This window comes from Pseudonocardia sp. 73-21 (genome assembly GCF_001899645.1).
Classification (GTDB): domain Bacteria; phylum Actinomycetota; class Actinomycetes; order Mycobacteriales; family Pseudonocardiaceae; genus Pseudonocardia.
The window spans coordinates 37,997-59,347 of record NZ_MKVV01000096.1 but is presented as its reverse complement, the minus strand read 5'-3'; the positions used below and the strand labels follow the sequence as shown (position 1 = coordinate 59,347).

Annotated in this window: 27 protein-coding genes; 11 read left to right on the top strand and 16 right to left on the bottom strand. The window is 73.2% G+C overall.

The window, feature by feature from the left end; translation table 11 throughout:
• Nucleotides 1-10 precede the first annotated feature (10 nt).
• The 8 genes from BGP03_RS30875 to BGP03_RS30840 form a co-directional block, all read right to left on the bottom strand.
• Nucleotides 11-1,240, bottom strand: coding sequence for a sarcosine oxidase subunit beta family protein (locus BGP03_RS30875; protein ID WP_296374098.1), 1,230 nt, complete (start codon nucleotides 1,238-1,240; stop codon nucleotides 11-13).
• 75 nt (nucleotides 1,241-1,315) lie between these two features.
• Nucleotides 1,316-1,681 carry a DsrE family protein gene (locus BGP03_RS30870; RefSeq protein WP_298798721.1) on the bottom strand — a complete coding sequence of 122 codons (366 nt, stop codon included), beginning with the start codon at nucleotides 1,679-1,681 and terminating at the stop codon, nucleotides 1,316-1,318.
• A complete protein-coding gene (locus tag BGP03_RS30865) occupies nucleotides 1,681-2,076 on the bottom strand; it encodes a hypothetical protein (RefSeq protein WP_298798719.1) in 396 nt (131 codons plus the stop codon). Before BGP03_RS30865 ends, BGP03_RS30870 begins: the two co-directional genes overlap by 1 nt.
• 48 nt (nucleotides 2,077-2,124) lie before the next feature.
• The gene (locus BGP03_RS30860) at nucleotides 2,125-3,696 is read right to left on the bottom strand and encodes an HD domain-containing phosphohydrolase (protein WP_298798717.1); all 1,572 of its coding nucleotides are present in this window, start codon (nucleotides 3,694-3,696) and stop codon (nucleotides 2,125-2,127) included.
• A 202-nt stretch (nucleotides 3,697-3,898) separates the two neighbouring features.
• Nucleotides 3,899-4,561, bottom strand: coding sequence for an SDR family NAD(P)-dependent oxidoreductase (locus BGP03_RS30855; protein ID WP_296374106.1), 663 nt, complete (start codon nucleotides 4,559-4,561; stop codon nucleotides 3,899-3,901).
• 37 nt (nucleotides 4,562-4,598) lie between these two features.
• Nucleotides 4,599-5,507, bottom strand: a complete 909-nt coding sequence (locus BGP03_RS30850; protein WP_298798714.1) for an LLM class flavin-dependent oxidoreductase — start codon at nucleotides 5,505-5,507, stop codon at nucleotides 4,599-4,601.
• 21 nt (nucleotides 5,508-5,528) lie between these two features.
• Nucleotides 5,529-5,756, bottom strand: a complete 228-nt coding sequence (locus BGP03_RS30845; protein WP_296374109.1) for a hypothetical protein — start codon at nucleotides 5,754-5,756, stop codon at nucleotides 5,529-5,531.
• A 428-nt stretch (nucleotides 5,757-6,184) separates the two neighbouring features.
• On the bottom strand, nucleotides 6,185-6,994 hold the full coding sequence (locus tag BGP03_RS30840) for an SAM-dependent methyltransferase (RefSeq protein WP_298798712.1): 810 nt from the start codon (nucleotides 6,992-6,994) through the stop codon (nucleotides 6,185-6,187).
• Between the two features lie 25 nt (nucleotides 6,995-7,019).
• Here BGP03_RS30840 and BGP03_RS30835 point away from each other — a divergent pair, with 25 nt between their 5' ends.
• Nucleotides 7,020-7,283, top strand: a complete 264-nt coding sequence (locus BGP03_RS30835; protein WP_296374113.1) for a dienelactone hydrolase family protein — start codon at nucleotides 7,020-7,022, stop codon at nucleotides 7,281-7,283.
• Complete coding sequence (locus BGP03_RS30830; protein WP_296374116.1) at nucleotides 7,265-7,456, top strand: dienelactone hydrolase family protein; 192 nt, start codon at nucleotides 7,265-7,267, stop codon at nucleotides 7,454-7,456. Before BGP03_RS30835 ends, BGP03_RS30830 begins: the two co-directional genes overlap by 19 nt.
• Here BGP03_RS30830 and BGP03_RS30825 read toward each other — a convergent pair whose 3' ends face one another.
• Nucleotides 7,457-8,260 carry an enoyl-CoA hydratase/isomerase family protein gene (locus tag BGP03_RS30825; protein ID WP_298798710.1) on the bottom strand — a complete coding sequence of 268 codons (804 nt, stop codon included), beginning with the start codon at nucleotides 8,258-8,260 and terminating at the stop codon, nucleotides 7,457-7,459. It abuts the gene before it with no gap.
• On the opposite strand from BGP03_RS30825, the gene BGP03_RS30820 reads away from it, so the two are divergent.
• A complete protein-coding gene (locus tag BGP03_RS30820) occupies nucleotides 8,259-8,474 on the top strand; it encodes a hypothetical protein (protein WP_298798708.1) in 216 nt (71 codons plus the stop codon). The genes BGP03_RS30825 and BGP03_RS30820 overlap by 2 nt on opposite strands.
• A gap of 1 nt (nucleotide 8,475) precedes the next feature.
• Here the strand turns inward: BGP03_RS30820 and BGP03_RS30815 are convergent, their stop codons facing one another.
• Together BGP03_RS30815 and BGP03_RS30810 are read right to left on the bottom strand one after the other, a co-directional pair.
• Nucleotides 8,476-8,937, bottom strand: a complete 462-nt coding sequence (locus BGP03_RS30815) for an SRPBCC domain-containing protein (RefSeq protein ID WP_296374119.1) — start codon at nucleotides 8,935-8,937, stop codon at nucleotides 8,476-8,478.
• A 251-nt stretch (nucleotides 8,938-9,188) separates the two neighbouring features.
• Nucleotides 9,189-9,650, bottom strand: coding sequence for an Lrp/AsnC family transcriptional regulator (locus BGP03_RS30810; RefSeq protein ID WP_296374121.1), 462 nt, complete (start codon nucleotides 9,648-9,650; stop codon nucleotides 9,189-9,191).
• An 81-nt stretch (nucleotides 9,651-9,731) separates the two neighbouring features.
• Here BGP03_RS30810 and BGP03_RS30805 point away from each other — a divergent pair, with 81 nt between their 5' ends.
• The gene (locus BGP03_RS30805) at nucleotides 9,732-10,343 is read left to right on the top strand and encodes a LysE family translocator (protein ID WP_298798705.1); all 612 of its coding nucleotides are present in this window, start codon (nucleotides 9,732-9,734) and stop codon (nucleotides 10,341-10,343) included.
• Nucleotides 10,344-10,484: 141 nt separating this feature from the next.
• On the opposite strand, the gene BGP03_RS30800 is transcribed toward BGP03_RS30805, so the two are convergent.
• From BGP03_RS30800 to BGP03_RS30780, 5 genes are read right to left on the bottom strand one after another with little or no spacing between them, the layout of a single operon-like run.
• Nucleotides 10,485-11,270 carry an enoyl-CoA hydratase/isomerase family protein gene (locus tag BGP03_RS30800; protein ID WP_296374125.1) on the bottom strand — a complete coding sequence of 262 codons (786 nt, stop codon included), beginning with the start codon at nucleotides 11,268-11,270 and terminating at the stop codon, nucleotides 10,485-10,487.
• The gene (locus BGP03_RS30795) at nucleotides 11,255-12,124 is read right to left on the bottom strand and encodes an SDR family NAD(P)-dependent oxidoreductase (protein ID WP_296374127.1); all 870 of its coding nucleotides are present in this window, start codon (nucleotides 12,122-12,124) and stop codon (nucleotides 11,255-11,257) included. The genes BGP03_RS30800 and BGP03_RS30795 overlap by 16 nt, the downstream gene beginning before the upstream one ends.
• On the bottom strand, nucleotides 12,121-12,585 hold the full coding sequence (locus BGP03_RS30790; protein WP_296374129.1) for a nuclear transport factor 2 family protein: 465 nt from the start codon (nucleotides 12,583-12,585) through the stop codon (nucleotides 12,121-12,123). The genes BGP03_RS30795 and BGP03_RS30790 overlap by 4 nt, the downstream gene beginning before the upstream one ends.
• Nucleotides 12,582-13,337, bottom strand: a complete 756-nt coding sequence (locus BGP03_RS30785; RefSeq protein WP_296374131.1) for an enoyl-CoA hydratase/isomerase family protein — start codon at nucleotides 13,335-13,337, stop codon at nucleotides 12,582-12,584. The genes BGP03_RS30790 and BGP03_RS30785 overlap by 4 nt, the downstream gene beginning before the upstream one ends.
• Entirely contained in the window at nucleotides 13,334-14,968 is a 1,635-nt protein-coding gene (locus BGP03_RS30780; RefSeq protein ID WP_298798702.1) for a class I adenylate-forming enzyme family protein, read from the bottom strand. Before BGP03_RS30780 ends, BGP03_RS30785 begins: the two co-directional genes overlap by 4 nt.
• A gap of 52 nt (nucleotides 14,969-15,020) precedes the next feature.
• Here BGP03_RS30780 and BGP03_RS30775 point away from each other — a divergent pair, with 52 nt between their 5' ends.
• The 7 genes from BGP03_RS30775 to BGP03_RS30745 form a co-directional block, all read left to right on the top strand.
• Nucleotides 15,021-16,958: a TetR family transcriptional regulator gene (locus tag BGP03_RS30775; RefSeq protein ID WP_298798701.1), complete on the top strand. Its 1,938-nt coding sequence runs from the start codon at nucleotides 15,021-15,023 to the stop codon at nucleotides 16,956-16,958.
• Between the two features lie 25 nt (nucleotides 16,959-16,983).
• Nucleotides 16,984-18,015, top strand: coding sequence for an LLM class flavin-dependent oxidoreductase (locus BGP03_RS30770; protein WP_296374137.1), 1,032 nt, complete (start codon nucleotides 16,984-16,986; stop codon nucleotides 18,013-18,015).
• A 48-nt stretch (nucleotides 18,016-18,063) separates the two neighbouring features.
• On the top strand, nucleotides 18,064-18,738 hold the full coding sequence (locus BGP03_RS30765) for a TetR/AcrR family transcriptional regulator (protein WP_296374140.1): 675 nt from the start codon (nucleotides 18,064-18,066) through the stop codon (nucleotides 18,736-18,738).
• A 51-nt stretch (nucleotides 18,739-18,789) separates the two neighbouring features.
• Entirely contained in the window at nucleotides 18,790-18,975 is a 186-nt protein-coding gene (locus BGP03_RS30760) for a hypothetical protein (protein WP_296374142.1), read from the top strand.
• A gap of 79 nt (nucleotides 18,976-19,054) precedes the next feature.
• Nucleotides 19,055-19,240 carry a CsbD family protein gene (locus tag BGP03_RS30755; RefSeq protein ID WP_296374145.1) on the top strand — a complete coding sequence of 62 codons (186 nt, stop codon included), beginning with the start codon at nucleotides 19,055-19,057 and terminating at the stop codon, nucleotides 19,238-19,240.
• Nucleotides 19,241-19,334: 94 nt separating this feature from the next.
• Nucleotides 19,335-19,490, top strand: a complete 156-nt coding sequence (locus BGP03_RS30750; RefSeq protein WP_296374147.1) for a hypothetical protein — start codon at nucleotides 19,335-19,337, stop codon at nucleotides 19,488-19,490.
• Between the two features lie 82 nt (nucleotides 19,491-19,572).
• Nucleotides 19,573-21,351 (top strand): thiamine pyrophosphate-requiring protein (locus BGP03_RS30745; RefSeq protein WP_299738422.1); only part of this gene is annotated, 1,779 nt, incomplete at its 3' end.

Sequence of the window (21,351 nt, the reverse complement as noted above, 5' to 3'; positions counted from 1 at the left end):
GGGAGATCTCCTAGTGGGCCACGGCGGCGGCGCCGTGCTCGTCCACGAGCGCGCCGGTGACGAAACGGTCGAGGCCGAACGGGGCGATGTACGGGTGCGGTTCGCCGTGGGCGATGGTGTCGGCCAGGCACCAGCCGACGCCCGGCGTCGCCTTGAACCCGCCGGTGCCCCAGCCGCAGTTGAGGTAGACGTTCTCGTAGGGGGTGCGGCCCACCACCGGCGACGCGTCCGGCGTGACGTCGACGATCCCGGCCCACGTCCGCAGCAGGTGGGCGCGGGCGAACACCGGGAACAGCTCCACCGCCGCGGCCATCTGTCGCTCGATGATGTGGAACGCGCCGCGCTGGCCGTAGCCGTTGTAGGAGTCGACCCCGGCGCCCATCACCAGCTCACCCTTGTGCGCCTGGGAGACGTAGACGTGCACGGCGTTGGACATCACGATCGTCGGGTGCACCGGCTCCAGCAGCTCGGACACCAGGGCCTGCAACGGGTGGCTCTGGATCGGCACGCCGATGCCGAGCATGTCGGTGAGCGTCGAGGTGTGGCCGGCCGCGCAGAGGGCGACGGTGCCGCAGGAGATGTCACCCCGCGTGGTGCGCACCCCCGTCACGCGGCCACCGTTCTCTGGGCTGCCGTCGGTGGTGAAGCCGGTGACCTCGCAGTCCTGGATGAGGTCGATCCCGGCCTCGTCGGCGCGGCGGGCGAGGCCCCAGGCCACGTAGTCGTGCTTCGCGATGCCCGCCCGGGGCTGGTAGGTGGCGCCGTGCACGGGGTAGCGGATGTCGGCCGAGACGTTGACGATCGGGCAGATCTTGACGACCTCGTCGGGGCCGAGCCACTCGGCGTCGACGCCGTTGAGCTTGTTGGCCTCCACGCGCCGGACGCTGTCGCGCACGTCCTGCTCGGTGTGGGCGAGGTTGAGCACGCCGCGCTGGCTGAACAGGATCGGGTAGCCGAGGTCGTCCTCCAGTCCCTCCCACAGCTTCAGCGCGTGCTCGTAGATCGCCGCGCTCTCGTCCCAGAGGTAGTTGGAGCGGATCAGCGTGGTGTTGCGGGCCATGTTGCCGCCCGCGAGCCAGCCCTTCTCCAGCACCGCCACGTTGGTGATGCCGTGGTTGCGCGCCAGGTAGTGGGCGGTGGCCAGCCCGTGCCCTCCCCCGCCGACGATCACGACGTCGTAGGCGGGTTTCGGGTCCGGCGTCCGCCACAGGAAGGCAGGGTGCTCCGGTGGCTGTTCCACGCGTTGACCTCCGACACAACTGATATACCAGTTGTGCAGCAGGCTAGCCGTAGCGACCGGGCGCGGTCAATGCGCTCAGAAGCTGAACGTCGTGGCGTCCTCGTCGCCGATCCAGTTCCACAGCACGACGGTCCCGCCGGCCTCGGCGCCGTCGATCAGGGCACCGGCGTCGAGCTTCTTCGCCTGGACGCAGATCGGGCAGACCAGGTAGCGGCCACCCGCCGCCTGGTAGCGGTCGAGCAGCTCCGTCAACGGCGGGCATCCCTCGCACGCGGTGGCCACCGCCACGCCCGGCGTCGCGAGCCGGACGGCCTCCTTGGACAGGAACATCATCGTGGGCCGGCCCTGCTCGGCGGCCCCCACCGCCATCAGGAACGCGACCGTGACGCGCTCCGCGTCCTCCAGCCCGCTCGCCAGGCTGACCACCGCCTTGTTGCCCATCACCGCTCCCCCTTTTCCGGCAGCGACCGGTGGCCGGTGCACAGCAGGTGCATCCAGGTGATCCCGGCGTCGCCGACGTCGTAGTAGGCCTGCTGCTCGAAGACGAACCGGTCGCCGGCCGCGTCGTGCCAGCGCACCCGGTAGGAGACCCGGTGCCGGTCGAGGACGGTGCCGGACCCGACCTCCTCCAGCTCCTCGACCCCGCCCGGGGGGAACCAGCCGGCGAGCAGGTCCAGGACGCGCTCGCGGTCGTCGAGCTCGACGACGAGCGGCGGTAGCAGCGCACGGAAGACGAGGTCGGGGGCGAGCAGCCCGCGGGCGGCGTCCCGGTCGGCGCCCGCGAGGGCGTGGATCAGTGCGGCACCGGGCGACGGATCGGCGAGGGTCGGGTTCATGACCACGACGCTAGGGACGCCACCGACCCGGGACATGAGGAGTTCTCCTCAGGGTTCGACGGGCTCCAGGCTGCCCAGCAGACCGTGCTGCATCGCGAACAGGGCGGCCGCGGCCCGGGTGTTGACCCCGATCTTGAGGTAGATCCGCTCGATGTGGTTGCCGGCCGTCTTCGGGGTGATGCCCAGCCGGCGCGCGATCTGGCGCGTCGAGGCCGCCCGGGCCAGCAGCGCCAGTACCTCGATCTCGCGCGGGGTCAGCCCGGCCGGCCCGCCCGCCGCGCGACGGGGGCGGTGTCCCGCGCTGCCCAGCACGGCCTCGACGGCCCCGGCGTCCAGCCGTCCGGCGCGCCCCTCGGCCCGCAGCTCGCGGGCGGCCTCGTCCGGGGTGCGGGCCGGGCGGTGCGGCCGAGGTTCGGTCATCGCGTGGTAGCAGCAGGCGGCTGCGAGCAACCGGGCCGTGGCCGGCAGGGCGGTACCGGCGACGCCGCGGTGGTAGCCCGACCCGTCGAGCCGCTCGTGGGCCAGGGCCGCGACCGCTCCGACGTCGGCCAGGGCCGGGACCCGGCGCAGCATCCGGTCGGTGTAGTAGGCGTGCAGCTCCACGCGCTCGCGCTCCAGCGCGGTGAGCGGGCCGGGCTTGTCCCAGATCGTGTTGGGCACGCCGGACCGGCCCAGGTCGTGCACCAGCCCGGCCCGACGCAGGGTGCGCACCTCCGGCTCGGGATGCCCGGCCCGGCGGGCGGCCGCCGCGGCCAGGTCGGCGACGCCACGGGAGTGCCCGGCGAAGTACGGCGACTTGAGGTCGACGAAGTCGGCGAGCGCCTCCAGAGCCCCGTCCAGCCCCTCCCCGGTCAGGGCGCGCGGCGTCGGATCGGCCGCCATCAGCTCGGCCCAGCTCGACTCGGGCGGCAGCCCGTCGAGCAGCACGGGACCGTGCCGCACGAGCTCCGCGACCACCGCAGGGTCGAAGGGGCCACCGGCCCGGCGGCGCGCGACGTCCAGCGCGGCGGCGACGCCGCCGTGGCGGTGGTGCACCTCGACCACGTCCGCGAGCTGCACCAGCCGGGTGGGCAGCGCGATCTGCTCCCCCTGCATCGGCGGCGTGCCGCGGCCGTCCCAGCGGGTGAAGGTCTGCTCGAGGCACCCGCACACCCGCTCGCCCAGCCCGAGCCGGGCGGCCAGCTGGCCCGTGACCTGGCAGTGCGTGGCCATCAGCGGCCGGACACCGCTGCCGCCGGTGGCCAGCAGCCGGGCGGGCACCGTCGCCCGGTGCAGCAGGGACCCGTGCCCCGCGGCCCGGCGCAGGAGGTAGGCCAGCATCGCCGGGCTGCCGATCTCGACGTCGTACACGCCGGCCCGCGTCTCCAGGTCGTCACCGAAGAGCGCGGCCGACTCGTGGGAGTCGGCCGTGCACCCCACGAACGCCAGGAGACCCAGGTAGTAGGTGTCCCCCCGGTCGTCGGCGGACAGCCCCATGAGCTCGGCGAGGCGGACGGCGATCAGACAGGCCCGGGCGACGTGCTCCATCGGCTGCCCGAGACCGAGGTCGGCCGACAGCGACAACGTGCCCACGAGCTCCGCGACCGACACCGTCCCGGTGTCGTGCCGGGCGAGATCCACGGCCCGGGAGCATACGCCTCAGCAGGCGAGGAGCTCCGCACCGCGCGAGGTCGGCGCCCCTCCGCGCGGCCAGCGCGTAGGAGGCCAGCCTGCGCCCCGGACGGTAGCGCGACGCGCCGCGGTGGCCGATCACGAGGGGCCGGCGCCGAGGGGCGGTCAGGGCCTCGTTCCCGGGGGCACCGGTGAACGGGGCTGCGGCGCGTCAGTCGCCGACCACGAACCGGAACCGGTCGCGCTTCGTGTGCAGGTCCCACAGGTGTCCGGCGAGCACGTCGGGGTCCTTCTCGGCGTCACCCGCGATGATCCGGCCCGGGATGATCAGCTGTGACACCTGGATGCCCTCCTCGCCCAGCACCTCGTGGAGCAGCTGCGCGTAGGCGGCCTGGCCGGCGAAGGCGACCGACGTGCCGGTGACGTTCCTGCCGGGCGTCACGGCCGACCCGCCGTTGACGAACAGCACCGTGCCCCGCCCCTCGCCCAGGAACCGCATGCCCGGCAGCACCTGGTGCACCGCGGCGACCGGGCCGTAGATCGAGAACTCGACCGGTCCGACCAGGTCGGCGGGCGTCGTCTCCAGCACCGGGCGCATGAAGTCCTTCTGCGGCAACGGGCTGTACTGCAGCACCTCGATCGGGCCGAGCGTCTCCGTGACGCGCTCGAGCGCGGCCGCGAGCGACGCCGGGTCGCGGACGTCGGCCGTGAAGCCCTGCGCCCGCACGCCGTCCTTCGCGAGGTCCTCGGCCAGGACGTCGAGGCGTTCCTGGTTGCGGGAGACCAGGCCGACCGTGAAGCCCTCCGCGCCGAACCGCCGTGCGACGGCCGCGCCCAGTCCCGCTCCTGCCCCGATGATCGCGATGGAAGTCATGTCCTGTCCAAGGCGGGCGGGCGCGGCGGTGTACCGATCACCGGTCGCGCAGGACCGGGATCACCTCCTCGGCGAACAGCCGGGAGCTGCGCTCCCACGCGTCGGCGTCGCGCGGCGGCCCGAAGATCACCGTGTCGGCGCCGGCGTCCCGGAACTCGGCGAGCCGGGCCAGCACCTGGTCGGGCGTGCCGGTGAGCAGGTACTTGTCGGCCAGCGGCTCGAAGTCCTGGTCATAGGTGGCCCCGACCGCCTCGATCGCGTCCCGTCGGGCCCGGGCCGGGTCGGTGTCGACCGCACCCCAACAGAAGATGGCATTGCGCAACGGCCCGCGCCCGTGCTCCGCGGCCACCTCCGTGACGCGCGCGACGCTCGCCGCGAGTCGCTCGGGCGTGTACATGTACGGCATCCAGACGTCGCCGTGGCGCCCCGCGCGGCGCATCGCCCCGTCCTGGCGCCCACCGACCCAGACCGGCGGGCCCGGGCGCTGCACGGGCAGCGGGTCGAGCTCCAGGCCGGGTATCCGCGTGAACCGCCCGTCGAACTCGACCTTCCCGCCGGCGAACAGCCTGGACAGGACGCCGAGGGCCTCGTCGGTGCGCGGTCCGCGCTCGGTGACGGGCACCCCGACGGCCTCGAACTCGGGTGCGTACTCCCCGCCGATCCCGACGCCGAGGTCCAGTCGCCCACGGGAGACCTGGTCGAGCGTGGCGGCGAACTTCGCGGCCAGCACCGCGGGGTAGACCGGGAGGATCGTCAACGCCGTGAGCAGCCGGATCCGCTCCGTAGCCCCGGCGGCCGCGGCGAGCAGCACGAACGCGTTGGACGTGGCGCCGTGGAAGAACAGGTGCTCGCCGGAGGCGAGGTGGTCGAACCCGGCCGACTCGGCCCAGCGGGCCGTGTCGGCGACGTTCTGCTGGTCTCGCGTGAGGATCAGCCCGGTACGCACGTCCACCTCGCAGGAGTTCGATCACCGACGAACGGCACTCTCGTCAGAACCTAGGCGACGGGAGTGCCGTCCGTCGGACGTGGTCAGGACGTCGAGGTCGCGTTCCGCGTAGAGGCGGTGCTCCCATTCCTCGGTGAGGACGGTCAGCAGGCACTCCCGCACCGGGTAGGCGCGGGGCTCGGGCCACCCCGGGCCCTCCACCGGCACCGTGTTCCCCTCCAGCTGCTCGGTGGTCAGGGCGTCGAGCACCGACCGGACAGTGGCCTGGCGACCGGCGCAGCCGCAGCACCTCGTCCAGCGACGGCCGCGCGTCCCGGGTCCCACCACACGCCCGACGACTCGTCCAGCCCGTCGAAGGGCAGGTCGAGCGGGTCCCACGGAGCCGGGTCGCCCAGCATCACCCGGTTGACCCGGACGTCGGGGGCGTAGGCCAGGTGCCGCAGGGTCTGGACGAACGATCACTCCCCTCCCACCGACTCGTGCAGAAGGGGCGTTCGCCGTCGTGCAGCTTCCACGAGAACGAGTCCTGCTCGACGCGGGCGAGGTGGCGCAGCAGCCCGCCGAGCGTGATCACCGACGCGCCGACGGTGGTGGCCATCGCGGCGGCGTCGAGGCGGGGACGCGGTGCTCGCGGAGGTGCGGGCGCCGGCGGAGCGGCCGGCCCGAGCCGCTGGGCGTCAGGCCCTCCGGGCCACCGCGGCGTACACGGGGATGTCGGTGTCATTCAGCCCGCCGATCTCGACCGCGCCGGCCCGCCACCGCTGCGGGACGACGATCCCGGGCTCCAGGACGTCGAGCCCGCCGAGGAACAGCCGCTCCAGCTCGTCCCGGCTGCGCAGCCGGCCCCGGATCCCCGCCGACCGGTAGGCGGCCAGCGAGCCCGAGATCGCCTCCGGGGCGATGTCGGGGGTGGCGTGGGTGAGGATCAGGAAGCTGCCCGGCGCCAGGTGCTCGAGGATCCCGCGCACCATGCCCGCGGCCACCTCGTCGTCGTCGATGAAGTGCAGGATCGCGATGAGCGACAATGCCACCGGCTGGTCGAGGTCGAGCGTCGCCTGCACCTCGGGAGCGGCGAGCACGGCCCCGGGATCCTTCGCGTCGGCCTGGACGTAGGCGGTACGACCGCCGGGCACGCTCGTCATCAGCGCGGCGGCGTGGGCGAGCACGATCGGGTCGTTGTCGACGTAGACCACGCGGCAGGCCGGATCGATCCCCTGGGCCACCTGGTGCAGGTTCGGGCTGGTGGGGATGCCGGTGCCGATGTCGAGGAACTGCCGCACCCCCAGCTCCGTGACCGCCCGGACGGCGCGGTGCATGAACTCCCGGTTGGCCCGCGCGGCGGCCCGGGCGTTCGGGAAGACCCGGAGCGCGGCCTCCGCGGCGGCGCGGTCGGCCGCGTAGTTGTCCTTGCCGCCCAACAGGTAGTCGTACACACGGGCGCTGTGTGCCTGGCCGGTGTTCAGCTCGGGTACGTCCTCGCCACTCACGATGATCGACGTTACCGTGCCTCGAATGACCGACGTCGTCCTGTTCCATCACGCCCAGGGCCTCACCACCGGCATCCGCGCCTTCGCCGACCGGCTCGCCGCCGCCGGCCACCACGTCACCACCCCCGACCTCTACGACGGCGCCACCTTCGACACCCGCGACGCCGGGGTCGCCCACGCCGAGGAGCTCGGCTTCCGCACCGTCCTCGAGCGGGGCCGGGCGGCCGTCGAGGGGCTGCCCGGGGCGGCGTGCCGCTGCAGATGCACGCGATGGAGGCCGACGCGCTGATGCTGGCCGATGGCGACATGGCCGTGGCCCGCGAGCTCGCGGCGACGGTCCCCGGCGCGGATCTGCACCTCTACCCCGGCGACGGGCACCTGTTCGCCGACAGCACCCTGCCCGACTTCGACGCGGCCGCCACGGACCTGCTGGTCGCCCGCATGCTGGAGCTCCTCGGGTGACTAGACCACCGGCCCCGTGAACGTCGGCGCCCGCTTCTCGCGGTGGGCGGCCACACCCTCCTGCACGTCGGGCAGGCCGAAACCGTAGAACTCCAGCGCCAGTGACGCGTCGAACGCCGGACCGGCCGAGCGGTACCAGTGGTTGAGCGACTGCTTGGTCCAGGCGGTCGCGCTCGGCGACGCGACCACCAGCTTGCGGGCCACCTCCATCGCCTTCTCGTGCACCTGGTCGTCGTCGACGCAGAGCGACACCAGCCCGATCCGCTCGGCCTCCTCGCCGGTGAGCGCGTCGCAGGTGAGCAGGTAGTACTTGGCCTTCGCCATGCCGCACAGCAGCGGCCAGCTGATCACCGCGTGGTCGCCCGCCGCCACCCCGAGCCGGGTGTGGCCGTCCACGATCTTGGCCTTGCGCCCGGCGATCGAGATGTCGGCGAGCAGGCCCACCGCGAGCCCGGCGCCGACGGCGGGGCCGTGGATGGCCGACACGACCGGCTTCGAGCAGTTGATCACGTTGTAGACGAGGTCGCGGGCCTCGCGCAGCACGGTGGTGCGCACCACCGGGTCGGCGACCATCTCCTCGATCATGTCGAACGAGCCGCCCGCCGAGAACGCCTTGCCCGCGCCCTGGACGACGACCGCCCGCACGGACTCGTCGCGGTCGATCACGGGCCAGATGTCGGCCAGCTGCTGGTGCTCGGCGCGGCCGACCGCGTTGAGGTTCGGGCCGTCGAGGACGATGCGCAGCACGCCCTCCTCCGGCCGCTCGATGTGCACGGCGTCAAACGGTGCGTAGGGGTCGCTCATGTCCCCGACGCTAGCGGTACTCGCCGATGAGTTCCCGGTGGCGCGTGGCCCCGACGCCGCCCGCACCGTCCGACATCCGCAGCAGCGTCGATGTTGTCCCCCGGGTCTCGCGCGGTTCGCCGCCAACCCCGACCACCCGGGTCCCGGGGGCAGCGCACCCAGCAGCACCGGGGCGATCGTCGTGATCGCGAGGCCGGCCGGGCCGCTGGCCTGAGCTAACGCCCCTCGACCAGCGCGGCCAGGTTGGCCAGCGCCATGCGCGTCCCGGTCTCGTTGTCGGCGGCCGGGACGGCGTCGGGCAGCCCCTCGTGCTCGATCCGCACGTCGGTGCCGCCGCCGGCCGCGTCGGTGAGCGTGGTGGTCATGGTCATGACGCCCTGCAGGCCCGGGTCCGCCGTCTCGAACTCGAGGGTCTCCACGACCTGTTCGTCCAGCACGAGCCTGACGAAGGTGCCGTGGTAGGTGTCGGTGTGCGCGGCCGACTTGCCCGCGGCGCCGGGGGCGTCGTAGGTGAGCGAGATCCGGAACGCCCCGCCCTCCCGGACGTCGAAGGCGTGCACCTCGCTGCTCATGCCGTCCGGGACCCGCCAGCGCGCGACCGCGGCGGGGTCCAGCAGCGCCCGGTAGACGGACGCGCGCGGGGCGTCGACGTGCCCGCCGACCGAAGTGGAGTACACGCCGACCACAGTAGATCCCGCCGCCCGCGCCCGACCGCGATGGTCTCCTCGAGATCGTCGTCGTCGATCGACAGGACGTCGGACGTGTCGTTGAACCAGCGGGCGGCACCCCGCACCTCGCCCGCCGTGAAGGGTTGACGCCGGTGCCGACCTCGGTCAGACACTCATCGCGGCTCCGTCGCACCGCTCGACCGCACGTGGATGCGCTGGTCGGACGGTAGGAGCGGGGCCACGGGTGTGACCCAGTGCACTCAGGGGGACAGTGCCGGCAACGCCCTGTCCTGCACCACCTGCTTCATCACCAGCGTCGAGTTCAGTCGCTGGACGCCCGGCAGCGCGGCCAGCACATCGTCCTCGAGGCGCTGGTAGGCGCCGAGGTCGGCGGTGATCACCCGCAGCAGGTAGTCCGGGTCGCCGAAGAGCCGCTGGGCCTGCACGACGTCGGGCACGGCGGCGACGGCGGCCTCGAAGCCGAGCAGCGTGGCGCGGTCCTCCTGACGCATCGTGACGAAGACCAGCGCCTCGAAACCCAGGCCGAGCGCGGCGGGATCGACCAGGGCACGGTAGCCGAGGATGGCGCCGCTGCGCTCCAGCTCGCGCAGCCGGCGGTGACACGGCGAGACGCTCAACCCGATGCGGGCGGCCAGCTCCGTGATCGTCAGGCGGCCCTCCTCCTGCAGTACCGCAAGGATCTTCCGGTCGATGGTGTCCACGGGGTGGATTCTTCCATCAGGTCCCCATGGTTGGGGCGAAGTCGGGACCTTTTGCCCGGCTTCCCCGCCTAGCGTTGCCCCATGGCCACTGGCTCGGTCCTCGCGTTCTGGCTCGTCGCGGTGCTGCTCATCGCCGTGCCCGGTGCCGACTGGGCCTTCACGATCGGCGCCGGGCTGCGCAACCGGTCGATGCCGGCGGTGGGCGGGCTGGTGCTGGGCTACGCGGGGATCACCCTCGTCGTCGCGGCCGGGGTCGGCGCGCTCGTGGCCGGCTCCCCCGCGATCCTCACCGGGCTGACGGCCGTGGGCGGCGTGTACCTGATCGTGCACGGAGCGACGACGGCGGCACAGCCGGCAGCGCTGCCCACCGCCACCGACCGGCGCACCCGGTCCGCCTGGGGCACCGTCGCCCAGGGCATCGGGGTGAGCGGCCTCAACCCCAAGGGCCTGCTGGTCTTCCTGGCGCTGCTGCCCCAGTTCACCGACCCCCGGGGCACCTGGCCGATCGCGTGGCAGCTCGGGGTGCTCGGGCTGACGTTCGTGCTCACCTGTGCCGCCTTCTACCTGGCGCTCGGGCACCTGGCCCGCACGGTGCTGCTCGCCCGTCCCGCGGTGGCCAGGCTGACCGGCCGGGCGGCGGGGCTCGGGATGGTGGCGGTCGGCGCCGGGCTGCTCGTCGAGCGGTTCGGGTAGTCCGCCGACCCGGCCCCGCGTCGCAGGGTGCCCCGCCTACCCTTGCGGCAGGACGCAGTCGGACGGCCTGGAACCCCGGGTGAACGCGTTGGGGAACCAGGTCCGGGACCTGACCGGCCGCGTGCGGTCCACCGAACCCGGCTAGGGAGCCAGCCGTTCCGTCGCCTTGCTGCGCCCGGATCGCAGGCGGTCCAGGCCCTCGGCGATGCGGTGGGCGAAGAGGTCGCGTCCGAGCAGGTCGTGCGTGACGCGCAGCTCGTAGGCGGTGGCGCTGACGTGGTCCATCGCCGACGCGCGCAGGGCCACCTCCTTCAGCACCGCGGTCAGCTCCGCACCGTGCTCGGCGATCTCACCGGCCAGGCGCAGGGCGCTCTCCCGCAACGTCCCGACCGGCACGACCTCGTCGGCGAGGCCGCACCGCAGGGCCTCGTGGGCGTCGACCGGGTCGCCGGTGAAGAACATCCGGCGGGCGCGCTGGCTGTTCGTCTTGCGCAGCATGCCGTGGTAGAAGCCGTTCATCGCGTACTTGACCTGCGTCGATCCGAACGCGGCGTTCTCCGAGGCGATCGTGATGTCGCACATGTTGGCCAGGTCCATGCCGTAGCCGGGCGCGACCCCGGCCACGGCGGCGACGGTCGGCTTGCGGAAGTCGTAGAGCGTGATCATGAGCCGGTACGCGAGGTCGGTGAACCGCGTGCGCTCCTCGGGGGTGGTGCCCTGCAGCACGTCGAGCGCCCAGCCCGAGCAGAAGTACTGCTCGTTGCCGATCAGCAGCACGGCGGCGACCTCGTCGTCGTAGGCCCAGCCCTCCAGCGCCTCGACGATGCCGTGGTGCAGCTCCCAGCCCAGGGCGTTGCGCTTCTCCGGGTGATCGAGCTGCAGGATCCCGACGCCGTTCTCGACGGACAGGTTCAGGTACGGGGGCACGATGTGCGCTCCTTCATCGGGCCGGCCAGGGAGTCGGCCGTGCTGGACGGGTGGTCGGACCGGTCGTGGAAGCTCGTGACGGCGGCCCAGTCGACGGCGGCGGGGTCGGGACGCTCCAGCCGGGCACCGGCCGACCGCTCCCAGCGCAGCACCGACGCCCAGCCACCGCCGGTCTCCACGACCTCGCCGGTGAGCGGGCAGGAGCGGTGGACCAGCGCCAGGGCCACCGCGGAGACGCCTTCGGGGGTGAGCGCGGCGGTGAGGCGTTCGTCGAACACGTCGCGGGTCATGGCGGTGGCCGCCATCGGCGCGATCGCGTTGACGCGCACGCCCTTCCGGGCGCCCTCGACGGCCAGCGACTTCGCGAGGCCGATCACCCCGGCCTTGGCGGCGGCGTAGTTGGCCTGCCCGAAGTTCCCGTGCAGCCCGGCCCCGGACGTGGTGAGCAGGATCGACCCGCCGCGCTGCGCCATGAGGTGCGGCCACACCGCCGCGCAGCCGGCGTAGGCCGCGCCGAGGTGGACGTCGACGACCTCCGTCCAGTCCTCGGCCGTCATCTTCAGGAACGACCGGTCACGCACGGACCCCGCGTTGACGACGAGCGCGTCGACGCGCCCGAACTCGCCCAGCGCCACCTCGGCCAGCCGTGCGCCGTCGCGCGCGTCGGTGACCGCGGGCGTGGCCGTGCCGCCGCCCTCGCGGATCTCGGTGACGACGGCGTCGGCGGCGTCGCGCGTGCGGGCGTTGACCACCACCCGCGCGCCGGCCGCACCGAGATCCAGCGCGTAGCGGCGGCCGAGCCCCGCCCCCGCCCCGGTGACGATCACGACGTCACCCTCGAAGTGGAAGCTCACGTCCGACGGGCCAGCGACATGACGTAGCCGCTGCCGGTGCGATGCCCGCGCGGCGGCAGCGCACCCATCTGCTCCAGCATGCCGACGATGTCGTAGGCGCCCAGGTAGTGGGCCAGCTTCCCGTCGCAGAACGCCATGAAGATGTCGCAGCCCGGAGAGGAGAAGCGGCCCTCCCCGCCGAGCCTGGCCGGGGCGCTGCCGGTCTGCTCGAACAGGACGAGCCCGCGCGTGCGGTCGGGGTTGAAGAACCGCTCGGTCTCGGTCCAGACGACGTCGGGCATCGCCTCCCAGATCTTGTCCATGTACGCCCGCAGCGCCGGAAGGCCGTGGATCACCTCGGGCCAGAACACGCGGTCGTCCCAGACGATGTCGTCGTCGAGCAGCGCGAAGACCTGCTCGGTGTCGTGGGAGTTCCAGGCGGTGAGCCAGCGCCCGGGGAAGTCGTCGGGGCAGATGCTCACGAGTCCTTCCTCCGGATAGCGCCGTAGGCGTCGTTGATGCGCTGGACGACCTCGGGATGGCGGATGACCTCGCGGTAGGCGAGCGTCTCGTAGGTCAGGGCGCTGATCGGGTCCATCGCCGGGGAGCGGCGGGCCATCTCCTTGTTGTTCACCGCCGACGCCGTGGTGGTGGATGCGATCGAGCGAGCCAGCCGGGTGGCCTCGGCGACGACCCCGCCCGGCTCGCTCATCCGGTCGACCAGCCCGATGCGCAGCGCCTCGGCGGCGTCGATCCGCTCGCCGGAGAACGTCAGCAGCTTGGCCTGGCTCAGCCCGACGATCTTCCACAGCGGCGAGAAGTACGGCGTGAGGCCGAACCGGACCTGGGGGAAGCCGAAGACCGCGTTCGGTGCGGCGATGCGGATGTCGGCGAACACCGCGATGTCGCAGCCCCCGCCCAGCGCCGCCCCGCCGACCGCGGCGATGGTCGGCTTGCGGTAGTCGAGCAATGTGCCGTAGGCGCGCAGGCACACCTCGGAGTAGAGCTCCCGGATCTCGTCGGTGAAGCCCGACTGCAGGTCGAGATCCAGACCCGCGCAGAAGATCTCCTCGCCCCCGGTGATCACCACCGCGGCGACGGCGTCGTCGTGGGCCCAGGCGTCGAGGGCGTCGGCGAGCTCGGTGAACATCGCGACGCTCAGGGCGTTGCGGCGGTCGAACCGGTCGAAGGTGATCGTGGCGACGCCGTCCTGCACCGACGTGGTGGTGTTCACGAAACGGGCTTCCTCTCGGTGGTCCAGGTGTGGAGGTCGGGGAGCTGCTCGAGGCGGTGCTTCTGCACCTTGCCGCTGGCGGTGGCGGGGATCTCCGCGACCACGTGCCACCGGACGGGGATCTTCTGCCGGGCGAGGCCCCGCTCGTGCAGGTGGTTCACGAGGACATCGGCATCACCGATGCCGTCGTCGAGCACGATCCACGCCCCGACCGCCTCGCCGAGCCGCTCGTCCGGCACCGCCGTGACCGCGACACGCTGCACCCCGGGGTGCGAGGCGATCGCGATCTCGATGTCCATGGTGGAGAACTTCTCCCCGCCGCGGTTCACGATGTCCTTGGTGCGCCCGACCATCTGCACCCAGCCCTCGTCGTCGACGCGGCCGATGTCGCCCGGGTAGAACCAGCCGTCGCCGTCGATCTGCTCGGCGGTGAGCACGGGGTCGGTGTAACCGGTGAACAGCTGGGGGCCGCGGATGCGCAGGTGCCCGACGGTGCCGGGCTCCACCAGGCGCCGCTCGTCGTCGACGACCTGGATCTCCATCGCGCGCAGCAGGCGGCCGTCCCACTCGCGGCGCCGCGCCAACGGGTCACCCGCCCACGCGATCGCGCAGACCCCGGCGGTCTCGGTCATCCCGTAGGCGCGCACGACCTGCACCCCGACCTCGCCGGCGCGGTCCACCAGCTCCGGGGCGACGGCCGCCCCCGCGGCCGCGTAGACCTCCAGGCGGTGGGCCCCGGCGGGTGCCTTCTCGTAGCGCTCGACCAGGTCGGCGATGAACACCGTGGCGCCCATCATCAACGTGACGCCCTCACGCTCGATCAGCTCGACGGCCGCGTCGGGCCGCCAGCCGGGCATGACGACCGACCGCCCGCCCAGGAAGACCGGGAACACCACCGCCGCGACGAACCCGCCCAGGTGCGACAGCGGCGTCGCGGCCAGCGTGACGGTGTGCTCGCCCGCCTCCAGCGCGGCCCGGAAGTTGACCATGTGCGCGATGACGGCCCGGCTGCTCAGCAGCGCGCCCTTGGGTGCCGACGTCGTGCCGGAGGTGTAGAGCAGCAACATCGGCTCGTCGGCGGGCGGTGGCTCCGGCAGCTCCCCGGCCGCGGCGGCGTCGGGCTCGGGGAGCACCGACCAGCCCGGACGCTCGGCGCCGACGGCGAAGCGCACCACCGGGGAGAGGCCGAGCTCGTCGAGCAGCCCGTCGATCTCGGCCGTCGGGTCGCGGTCGCCCAGCGCCGTCACCGTGCACACCACGGCGGGACGGCAGTCGGCGAGGATCTGGCGCATCTCGTGCTGGCGGTAGATCGGCACCACGGGCACGTCCATCGCCCCCGCCCGGAACGCCGCGACCTGCACGACCAGCGCCTCCAGGCAGTTCGGCAGCTGGACGAGCACGCGGTCGCTGCGGCCCACGCCGCGCCGCACGAGGTCCAGGGCGACGGTGCGCGTCCACGTCGCGAACTCGCCGTAGCTCACCCGGCGGCCCTCGAACAGGAACAGCTCCCGGTCCGGGTGCCGCGCGGCGCGGTCGGGAACCAGCTCGGCCAGGGACTGCGGCGTCCACAGCCCGGTGGCGCGGTAACCGGCTTCGCGGTAGCGGATGGCCAGGGGCGTCGTCGTCGACATGGCCGGAACCGTATCTAGTGAATATTCACTAGGCAAGGGGTACGGTGCGTCGGTGACGACCAGGGCCGCGCGGCGACCGGCGGCCGAACGCCGCCGCGAGCTGGCGGAGGTCGCCGCCGCGCACTTCCACCGCCTCGGCTTCCACGGCGTCGCCCTCGCCGACGTGGCCGCTGAGGTCGGCGTCACCGCCCCGGCGGTGTACCGGCACTTCCGCAACAAGAACGCCCTGCTCGCCGGCGCGATCGCCACCGGCTTGGACCACGTCGAGGCGGCCCTCTCGCGAGCGGACTCGCTCGACGGGGCGCTCGAGCACCTCGCCGAGGCGGCCCTGCGGCGCCGGGACGTCTGGGTCCTGCTCCAGCGCGAGGTCCGCCATCTCGACGACCGCGACCGCGACGAGGCCTCGGCGCGGTTCCGGCGGCTCGTGCGGGAGTTCACCGCGCACGTCGCCGCGGCCCGGCCCGATCTCGACGACGGCCGGGTGCGGGTGCTGGCCACCGGCGCGTTCGCGGTGCTCGCGAGCCCGTCGACCCAGCCGCTGGACCTGCCGCACGAGGCCTACCGGGATGCGCTGCTCCGGGCCGCGACGGCCGTGGGCCAAGCGGAGCTGCCCCCGCCCGGGCCCCCTCCGGCGCCGGCCGCTGCGGGGCGCCCGGACCTGCCGCGGGCCGAGCAGGTGCTCGCCACGGCGATCGCGCTGTTCCACCGCCACGGCTACGCCGCGGTGAGCATGGACGACATCGGCGCGGCCGCGGGGATCGCCGGGCCGAGCATCTACCACCACTTCCCCACGAAGGCCCACCTGCTGATCGCGGCCCACGAGCGCGCCGCGGCCCAGGTGCCCGTGCCCCGTCCGGAGAAGCCGGTCCGGGACCTCGTCGAGCGCTACGCCGCCGTCGTCGTGCGGGAACGGGAGCTGTTCGGCGTCCACGTCACCGAGGGCATCCACCTGCCGGCCGGGGCCCGGCAGTCCGTCGCCGACGCCGCGGGGCAGGACGTCCGCCGGTGGGTGGCGGCGCTGCGGGCCGAGCGGCCCGAGCTCACCGCCGTCGACGCGGAACTGCTGGTGCACGCCGCGCGCAGCGCCGTGCACGACATCGCCCGGATCGGCCGCCTGCACAGCCGGCCCCGGATCACCGACGAGATCGTGGCCGTGGCGTCGGCGGTCCTGGGGAAGGGCCGGGGCACTCACGGTGTTGGCCCCGGCATGACCACACTGGCCGACCGCACCATCGCCGCACTGCGCACCATCCACGACGACCTCGCCGCCACCGTGCCCGGCCTCTCCGACGCGGAGCTCACCGGCCCGTCCGGGGCGGCGGAGTGGCCGCTCGCGCAGGTGCTCTCCCACCTGGGCAGCGGCGCCGAGATCGCGCTCGCCGGACTCACCGCCGCTCTCACCGGTACCCCGCCCGCGGAGTCCAACCAGGACGTCTGGGACCGCTGGAACGCGAAGGGCCCGCGCGCTCAGGCCACCGACTTCCTCGACAGCGACGCCGCCCTCGTCGCCGCGTACGAGGCCCTGACCGCCGAGCAGCGCGAGACCCTGGCCGTCGACCTGGGCTTCCTGCCGGCCCCGCTGGCGTTGGCGTCCGTGGCCGGCATGCGGCTGAACGAGGCGGCCCTGCACGCCTGGGACGTCCGGGTCGCGCTGGACCCCGCCGCCGCGCTCCCCGCCGAGGCGGCGCAGCTGCTCGCCGAGCACCTCTCGGGTGGTCTCGCCTTCATGGCCGGGTTCCTCGGCAGGGCCGACGTGCTGGCGAAGCCCGCGACGGTCGACGTCGCGGGTTCCGGGTTCGCCCTGACCATCGGGGACGGGGTCGCCGTCACTACGGCGGTGTCGGACCCGACCGCGACGTTCGCCGGGCCGCTGGAGTCGGCGATCCGGCTGATCGGCGGGCGCCTGACGGCCGGACACACGCCCAACGGCGTCACGGTCACCGGTGATGTGACGCTCGACGACCTCCGGAAGGTCTTCCCCGGCTTCTGACCGCACCCGGAGCTACGGTGGCAGGGTGCCGTCTGCCTCGTCGCCACTGCGCAAGCTCGGCTTCCTCACCATCGGCTCGTTCGACCGCGCCGATCCGCGCGCCGGCCACGAGACCACGCTGCAGGTCATCGAGCTCGGCGAACGGCTCGGGTTCGACGGGGCCTGGTTGCGCCACCGCCACCTGCAGTACGGCATATCCTCCCCGGTCGCCGTCATGGCCGCGGCCACCCAGCGCACGAGCCGCATCGAGCTGGGCACGGCCGTCACGCCGCTGGGCTGGGAGAACCCGCTGCGGCTGGCCGAGGACCTCGCCACCGTCGACGTCCTGTCGGGCGGGCGCATCAACCCCGGTGTGTCCGTCGGGCCGCCCCTGCGCTTCGGCGACGTCCGCGACGCGCTCTACCCCGACACCGCCGACGTCGAGGACTTCACCTACGAGCGGGTGAAGCGCCTGGTCGGGCTGATCCGCGGCGAGCCCGCCAGCCCCTTCCAGGGCACGGTGGGCATCGAGGAGTACTCCGACCAGGTGCAGCCGCACTCCCCCGGGCTCGCCGACCGCATCTGGTACGGCGCCGCGAGCCCCGGCTCCGCCGAGTGGGCGGGCAGGCAGGGCCTGTCTCTGCTCACCAGCAGCGTGCTGAAGGCCCCGGGCCCCGACGACACCACCGACTTCGCCACCCTGCAGCGCGCCCAGATCGAGACGTTCCGCGCCCACCACCCGGCCGGCGGGAAGGCCCGGGTCTCTCAGGGGCTCGTCGTCATCCCGACCGACACGGCCACGCCGCAGCAGCGGGCGAAGTACGCCGCCTACGTCGAGGCCCGCACCCCGCGGACCGCACGCCCGCAGGGCCCGGCCAACATGCTCTTCGCCCCCGACGTCCTGGGCCCGTCCGAGCAGGTCGCCGAGACCCTGTACGCCCACGCCGGGTTCCAGGCCGTCGACGAGGTGGTCTTCGCCCTGCCGTTCGGTTTCGAGGCCGCCGACTACGTGCAGATCCTCACCGACACGGCCACCCGGCTGGGCCCGGCGCTGGGCTGGTCACCCCGCACCGGGTAACGACCGCCCCCCGATGCCCGAGATCCTTGGAGGCCGGAGGTGGTGCGGATGAACGGTGTTCTCGACGGCCCGCACCCCGACGACGATCCGCGGGCGCGGGCGGCGGCGACCAAACGGACCCGCACCCGGGCCGCCCTCATCGCCGCCGCGGACACGGCGTTCGGGGCCCGGGGATGGGCCTCGACGAGGGTGGAGGACATCGCGGCCGAGGCCGGGGTGAGCGCGGCCACCGCGTACAACCATTTCCCCACGAAGCACGTGCTCATCGGCGTGGTGTTCGCCCCGCACGTCGCCACGCTGGTGGTGCAGGCCGACCAGGACATCGCGCGCGGCCGCCCGGTCCTCGACGCGCTGGAGGACCAGATCACGGCCCTGGCGCGGCTGAGCTACTACCACCGCGGGCTGACCGCCGCCTTCACCGCCGCGGTGCTCGAGTACGCGATCCGGACCGGCGACGTCCCGGACCCGGGCGACCAGCTCGACCCCCGCACCATCGTCCCCCTGCTCACGCCGCTGACCAGGCTGGTCCGGTACGGCCAGGAGTCCGGCGAGCTGCGCCCGGACCCGTCCCCCGACGACATCGGCAGCACGATCGTGAACATGGTTCTCGTGCGCAGCCTCAACCGCAAGAACGAACGCCCGGAGGTCCTGGCGGACCTGCTGCGCACGGTGCTGCTGCGCACCATGGTGCCGCCCGAGCAGGGTCCTTCGGCCCTGCCCTGACGACAGCCCGTCGGCGAAGATCAGGACATCGACCGACCGAAGGGAAACGCCATGAACACCACCGCCACCGCCACCGCCACCGTCCTGGACCGGCTGATCCAGTCCGGCATCACCGAGGAGCGCGCCCGGCACCACCTCGCGAGCGGGTGGGTGCGCATCGACGACACCGTCGTCACCGACCCGTCACGTCCCGCCGACCCGCCGGCCCACGTGGAGATCCGCATCATCGGCGAGTGACGTGTGCCTGCCCGACCGGTTTGCCACCTCCGCCGAGCGGGCACCCACCTCCCACACCACCACGTAAGGAGCGACCACCATGGCTATGGGTGACAAGATCGACAACAAGGCCGAGGAGCTCAAGGGCAAGACCAAGGAGGGCGTCGGCAAGGCGACCGACGACAAGAGTCTCGAGGCGGAGGGCCGGGGCGACCAGGCCTCCAGCAAGATCAAGCAGGCCGGCGAGAAGGTCAAGGACGCCGCCAAGGACGTCCTCGGCAAGTAGTCGGCTCGGCCGCCGTGATTGGGATCACCACCGAACGGGTAGTCCGCCACACTGCCGAACCCCCCGGCATCACCGTCACCCCTGGAGGAACGACGTGATCATTCTCGGTCTGATCCTGCTCATCGTCGGCTACGTCGCCGGCATCAGCATCCTGTACTACATCGGAGGCCTGCTCCTGATCGTGGGAATCGTCCTCCTGGTCCTCGGCCGGACGGGACGCGCGGTCGGCGGCCGCGCCAACTGGTTCTGACCACCGGCCGGCGGGCTCCCTGGGGGGTGGCCCGCCGGCCAGGGCCGGGTTGGTCCGCGCTCCCAGCGGGCACCCCGCTCCCATGACGAACCTCCAGTCCCCGACGACGCAGACCCCGACGACCGGTGACGAGCCCCGGCACTCCACGGTCGCCGACCATCTCGTCGACCGGCTGGCCTCCTGGGGCGTCCACCACTACTACGGCTACCCCGGTGACGGCATCAACGGTCTCACCTCCGCCCTGCAGCGCCGTGACGACGCCCGGTTCGTGCAGGTCCGCCACGAGGAAACCGCGGGGTTCGCCGCGACCGCGCACGTCAAGTACGGCGGCGGCGACATCGGGGCCGCGCTCGCGACGTCCGGGCCGGGGGCGATCCACCTCCTCAACGGCCTCTACGACGCGAAGCTCGACCACCAGCCCGTCGTCGCGCTCGTGGGCCAGACGGCGCTGTCGGCGCAGGGCGGCGGCTACTACCAGGAGGTCGACCTCCTGGCCCTCTACAAGGACGTCGCGGGCTTCCTCGCCCAGCTCGACGACCCGAGCCAGGTCCGCCACCTCGTCGACCGCGCGTGCCGCACCGCGCTGGCCCACCGCACGGTCGCGGTGCTGGTGGTGCCCAACGACATCCAGGACGCGAAGGCGGTGCTGGACCCGCCGCAGTCGCATGCCCACTACGCCACGTCGAACGCGCCGAGTTCACGCCCGACGATCCCGCCGGCCGCGGACCTGCAGGCGGCGGCCGACGTGCTGCGCGGCGGCGGACGCGTCGCGATGCTCGTCGGGCAGGGGGCCTACGGCGCCGAGGCCGAGGTGGCCGCGATCGCCGACCGGCTGGGCGCGGGGATCGCGACGGCGCTGCTGGCGATGCCGGTGGTGGACCAGCGCGAACCGTGGGTGACCGGCTCGATCGGGCTGCTCGGCACCACCCCGAGCTGGACGCTGATGCAGGAGTGCGACCGGCTGCTCATCGTCGGTTCGGCCATGCCCTACAGCGACTTCTACCCGCCGGAGGGCGTGCCCGCCGTCCAGATCGACATCGACGGCGCGCAGATGGGCCTGCGCTACCCCACCGAGGTCAACCTCACCGGCGACGCCGCACCCACCCTGCGTGCGCTCACCGAGCTGCTGGGTGACCACAACCCGTCGATCGCCTGGCGCGGCGAGGTGGCGCAGAACGTCGCGTCGTGGGAGACGGGGCAGCGGCAGGTCGCCCACCAGAAGGCGGATCCGGTCAACCCGCAGCTCGTGCTCACCGAGCTCGACGACCGGCTTCCCGACGACGCGATGCTGGCCGTCGACTGCGGCACGGTGACGGCGTGGTTCGCCCGCCACCTGCACGTGCGTCCCGGGATGCTCGCGAGCCTGTCCGGCACGCTGCTGTCGATGGGCGGCGGCCTGCCCTACGGCATCGCCGCGAAGTTCGCGCACCCCGACCGGCCGGTGTTCGCGCTGCTCGGCGACGGCGCGATGCAGATGAACGGCGTCAACGAGCTGATCACCGTGGCGAAGTACTGGCGCGAGTGGGCCGACCCCCGGTTCGCGCTGCTGGTGCTCAACAACCGCGACCTGTCGTTCGTCAGCTGGGAGCATCGCAGCACCGAGGGCACGCCGAAGTTCGACGAGAGCCAGCTCGTGCCCGACGTCGACTACTCGGCGTGGGCCCGGTCCCTGGGCCTGGACGGCGTGCGAGTGGACGACCCGGCGCAGGTCGGGGCGGCCTGGGACGCCGCGCTCGCCGCGGACCGGCCGTTCGTGATCGACGCGGTGGTCGATCCGGCCGAGCTGATGATCCCGCCGCACTTCACCCTGGAGCAGGCGAAGAACACAGCGTCGTCGATCGTGCGGGGCGACTCGGACTGG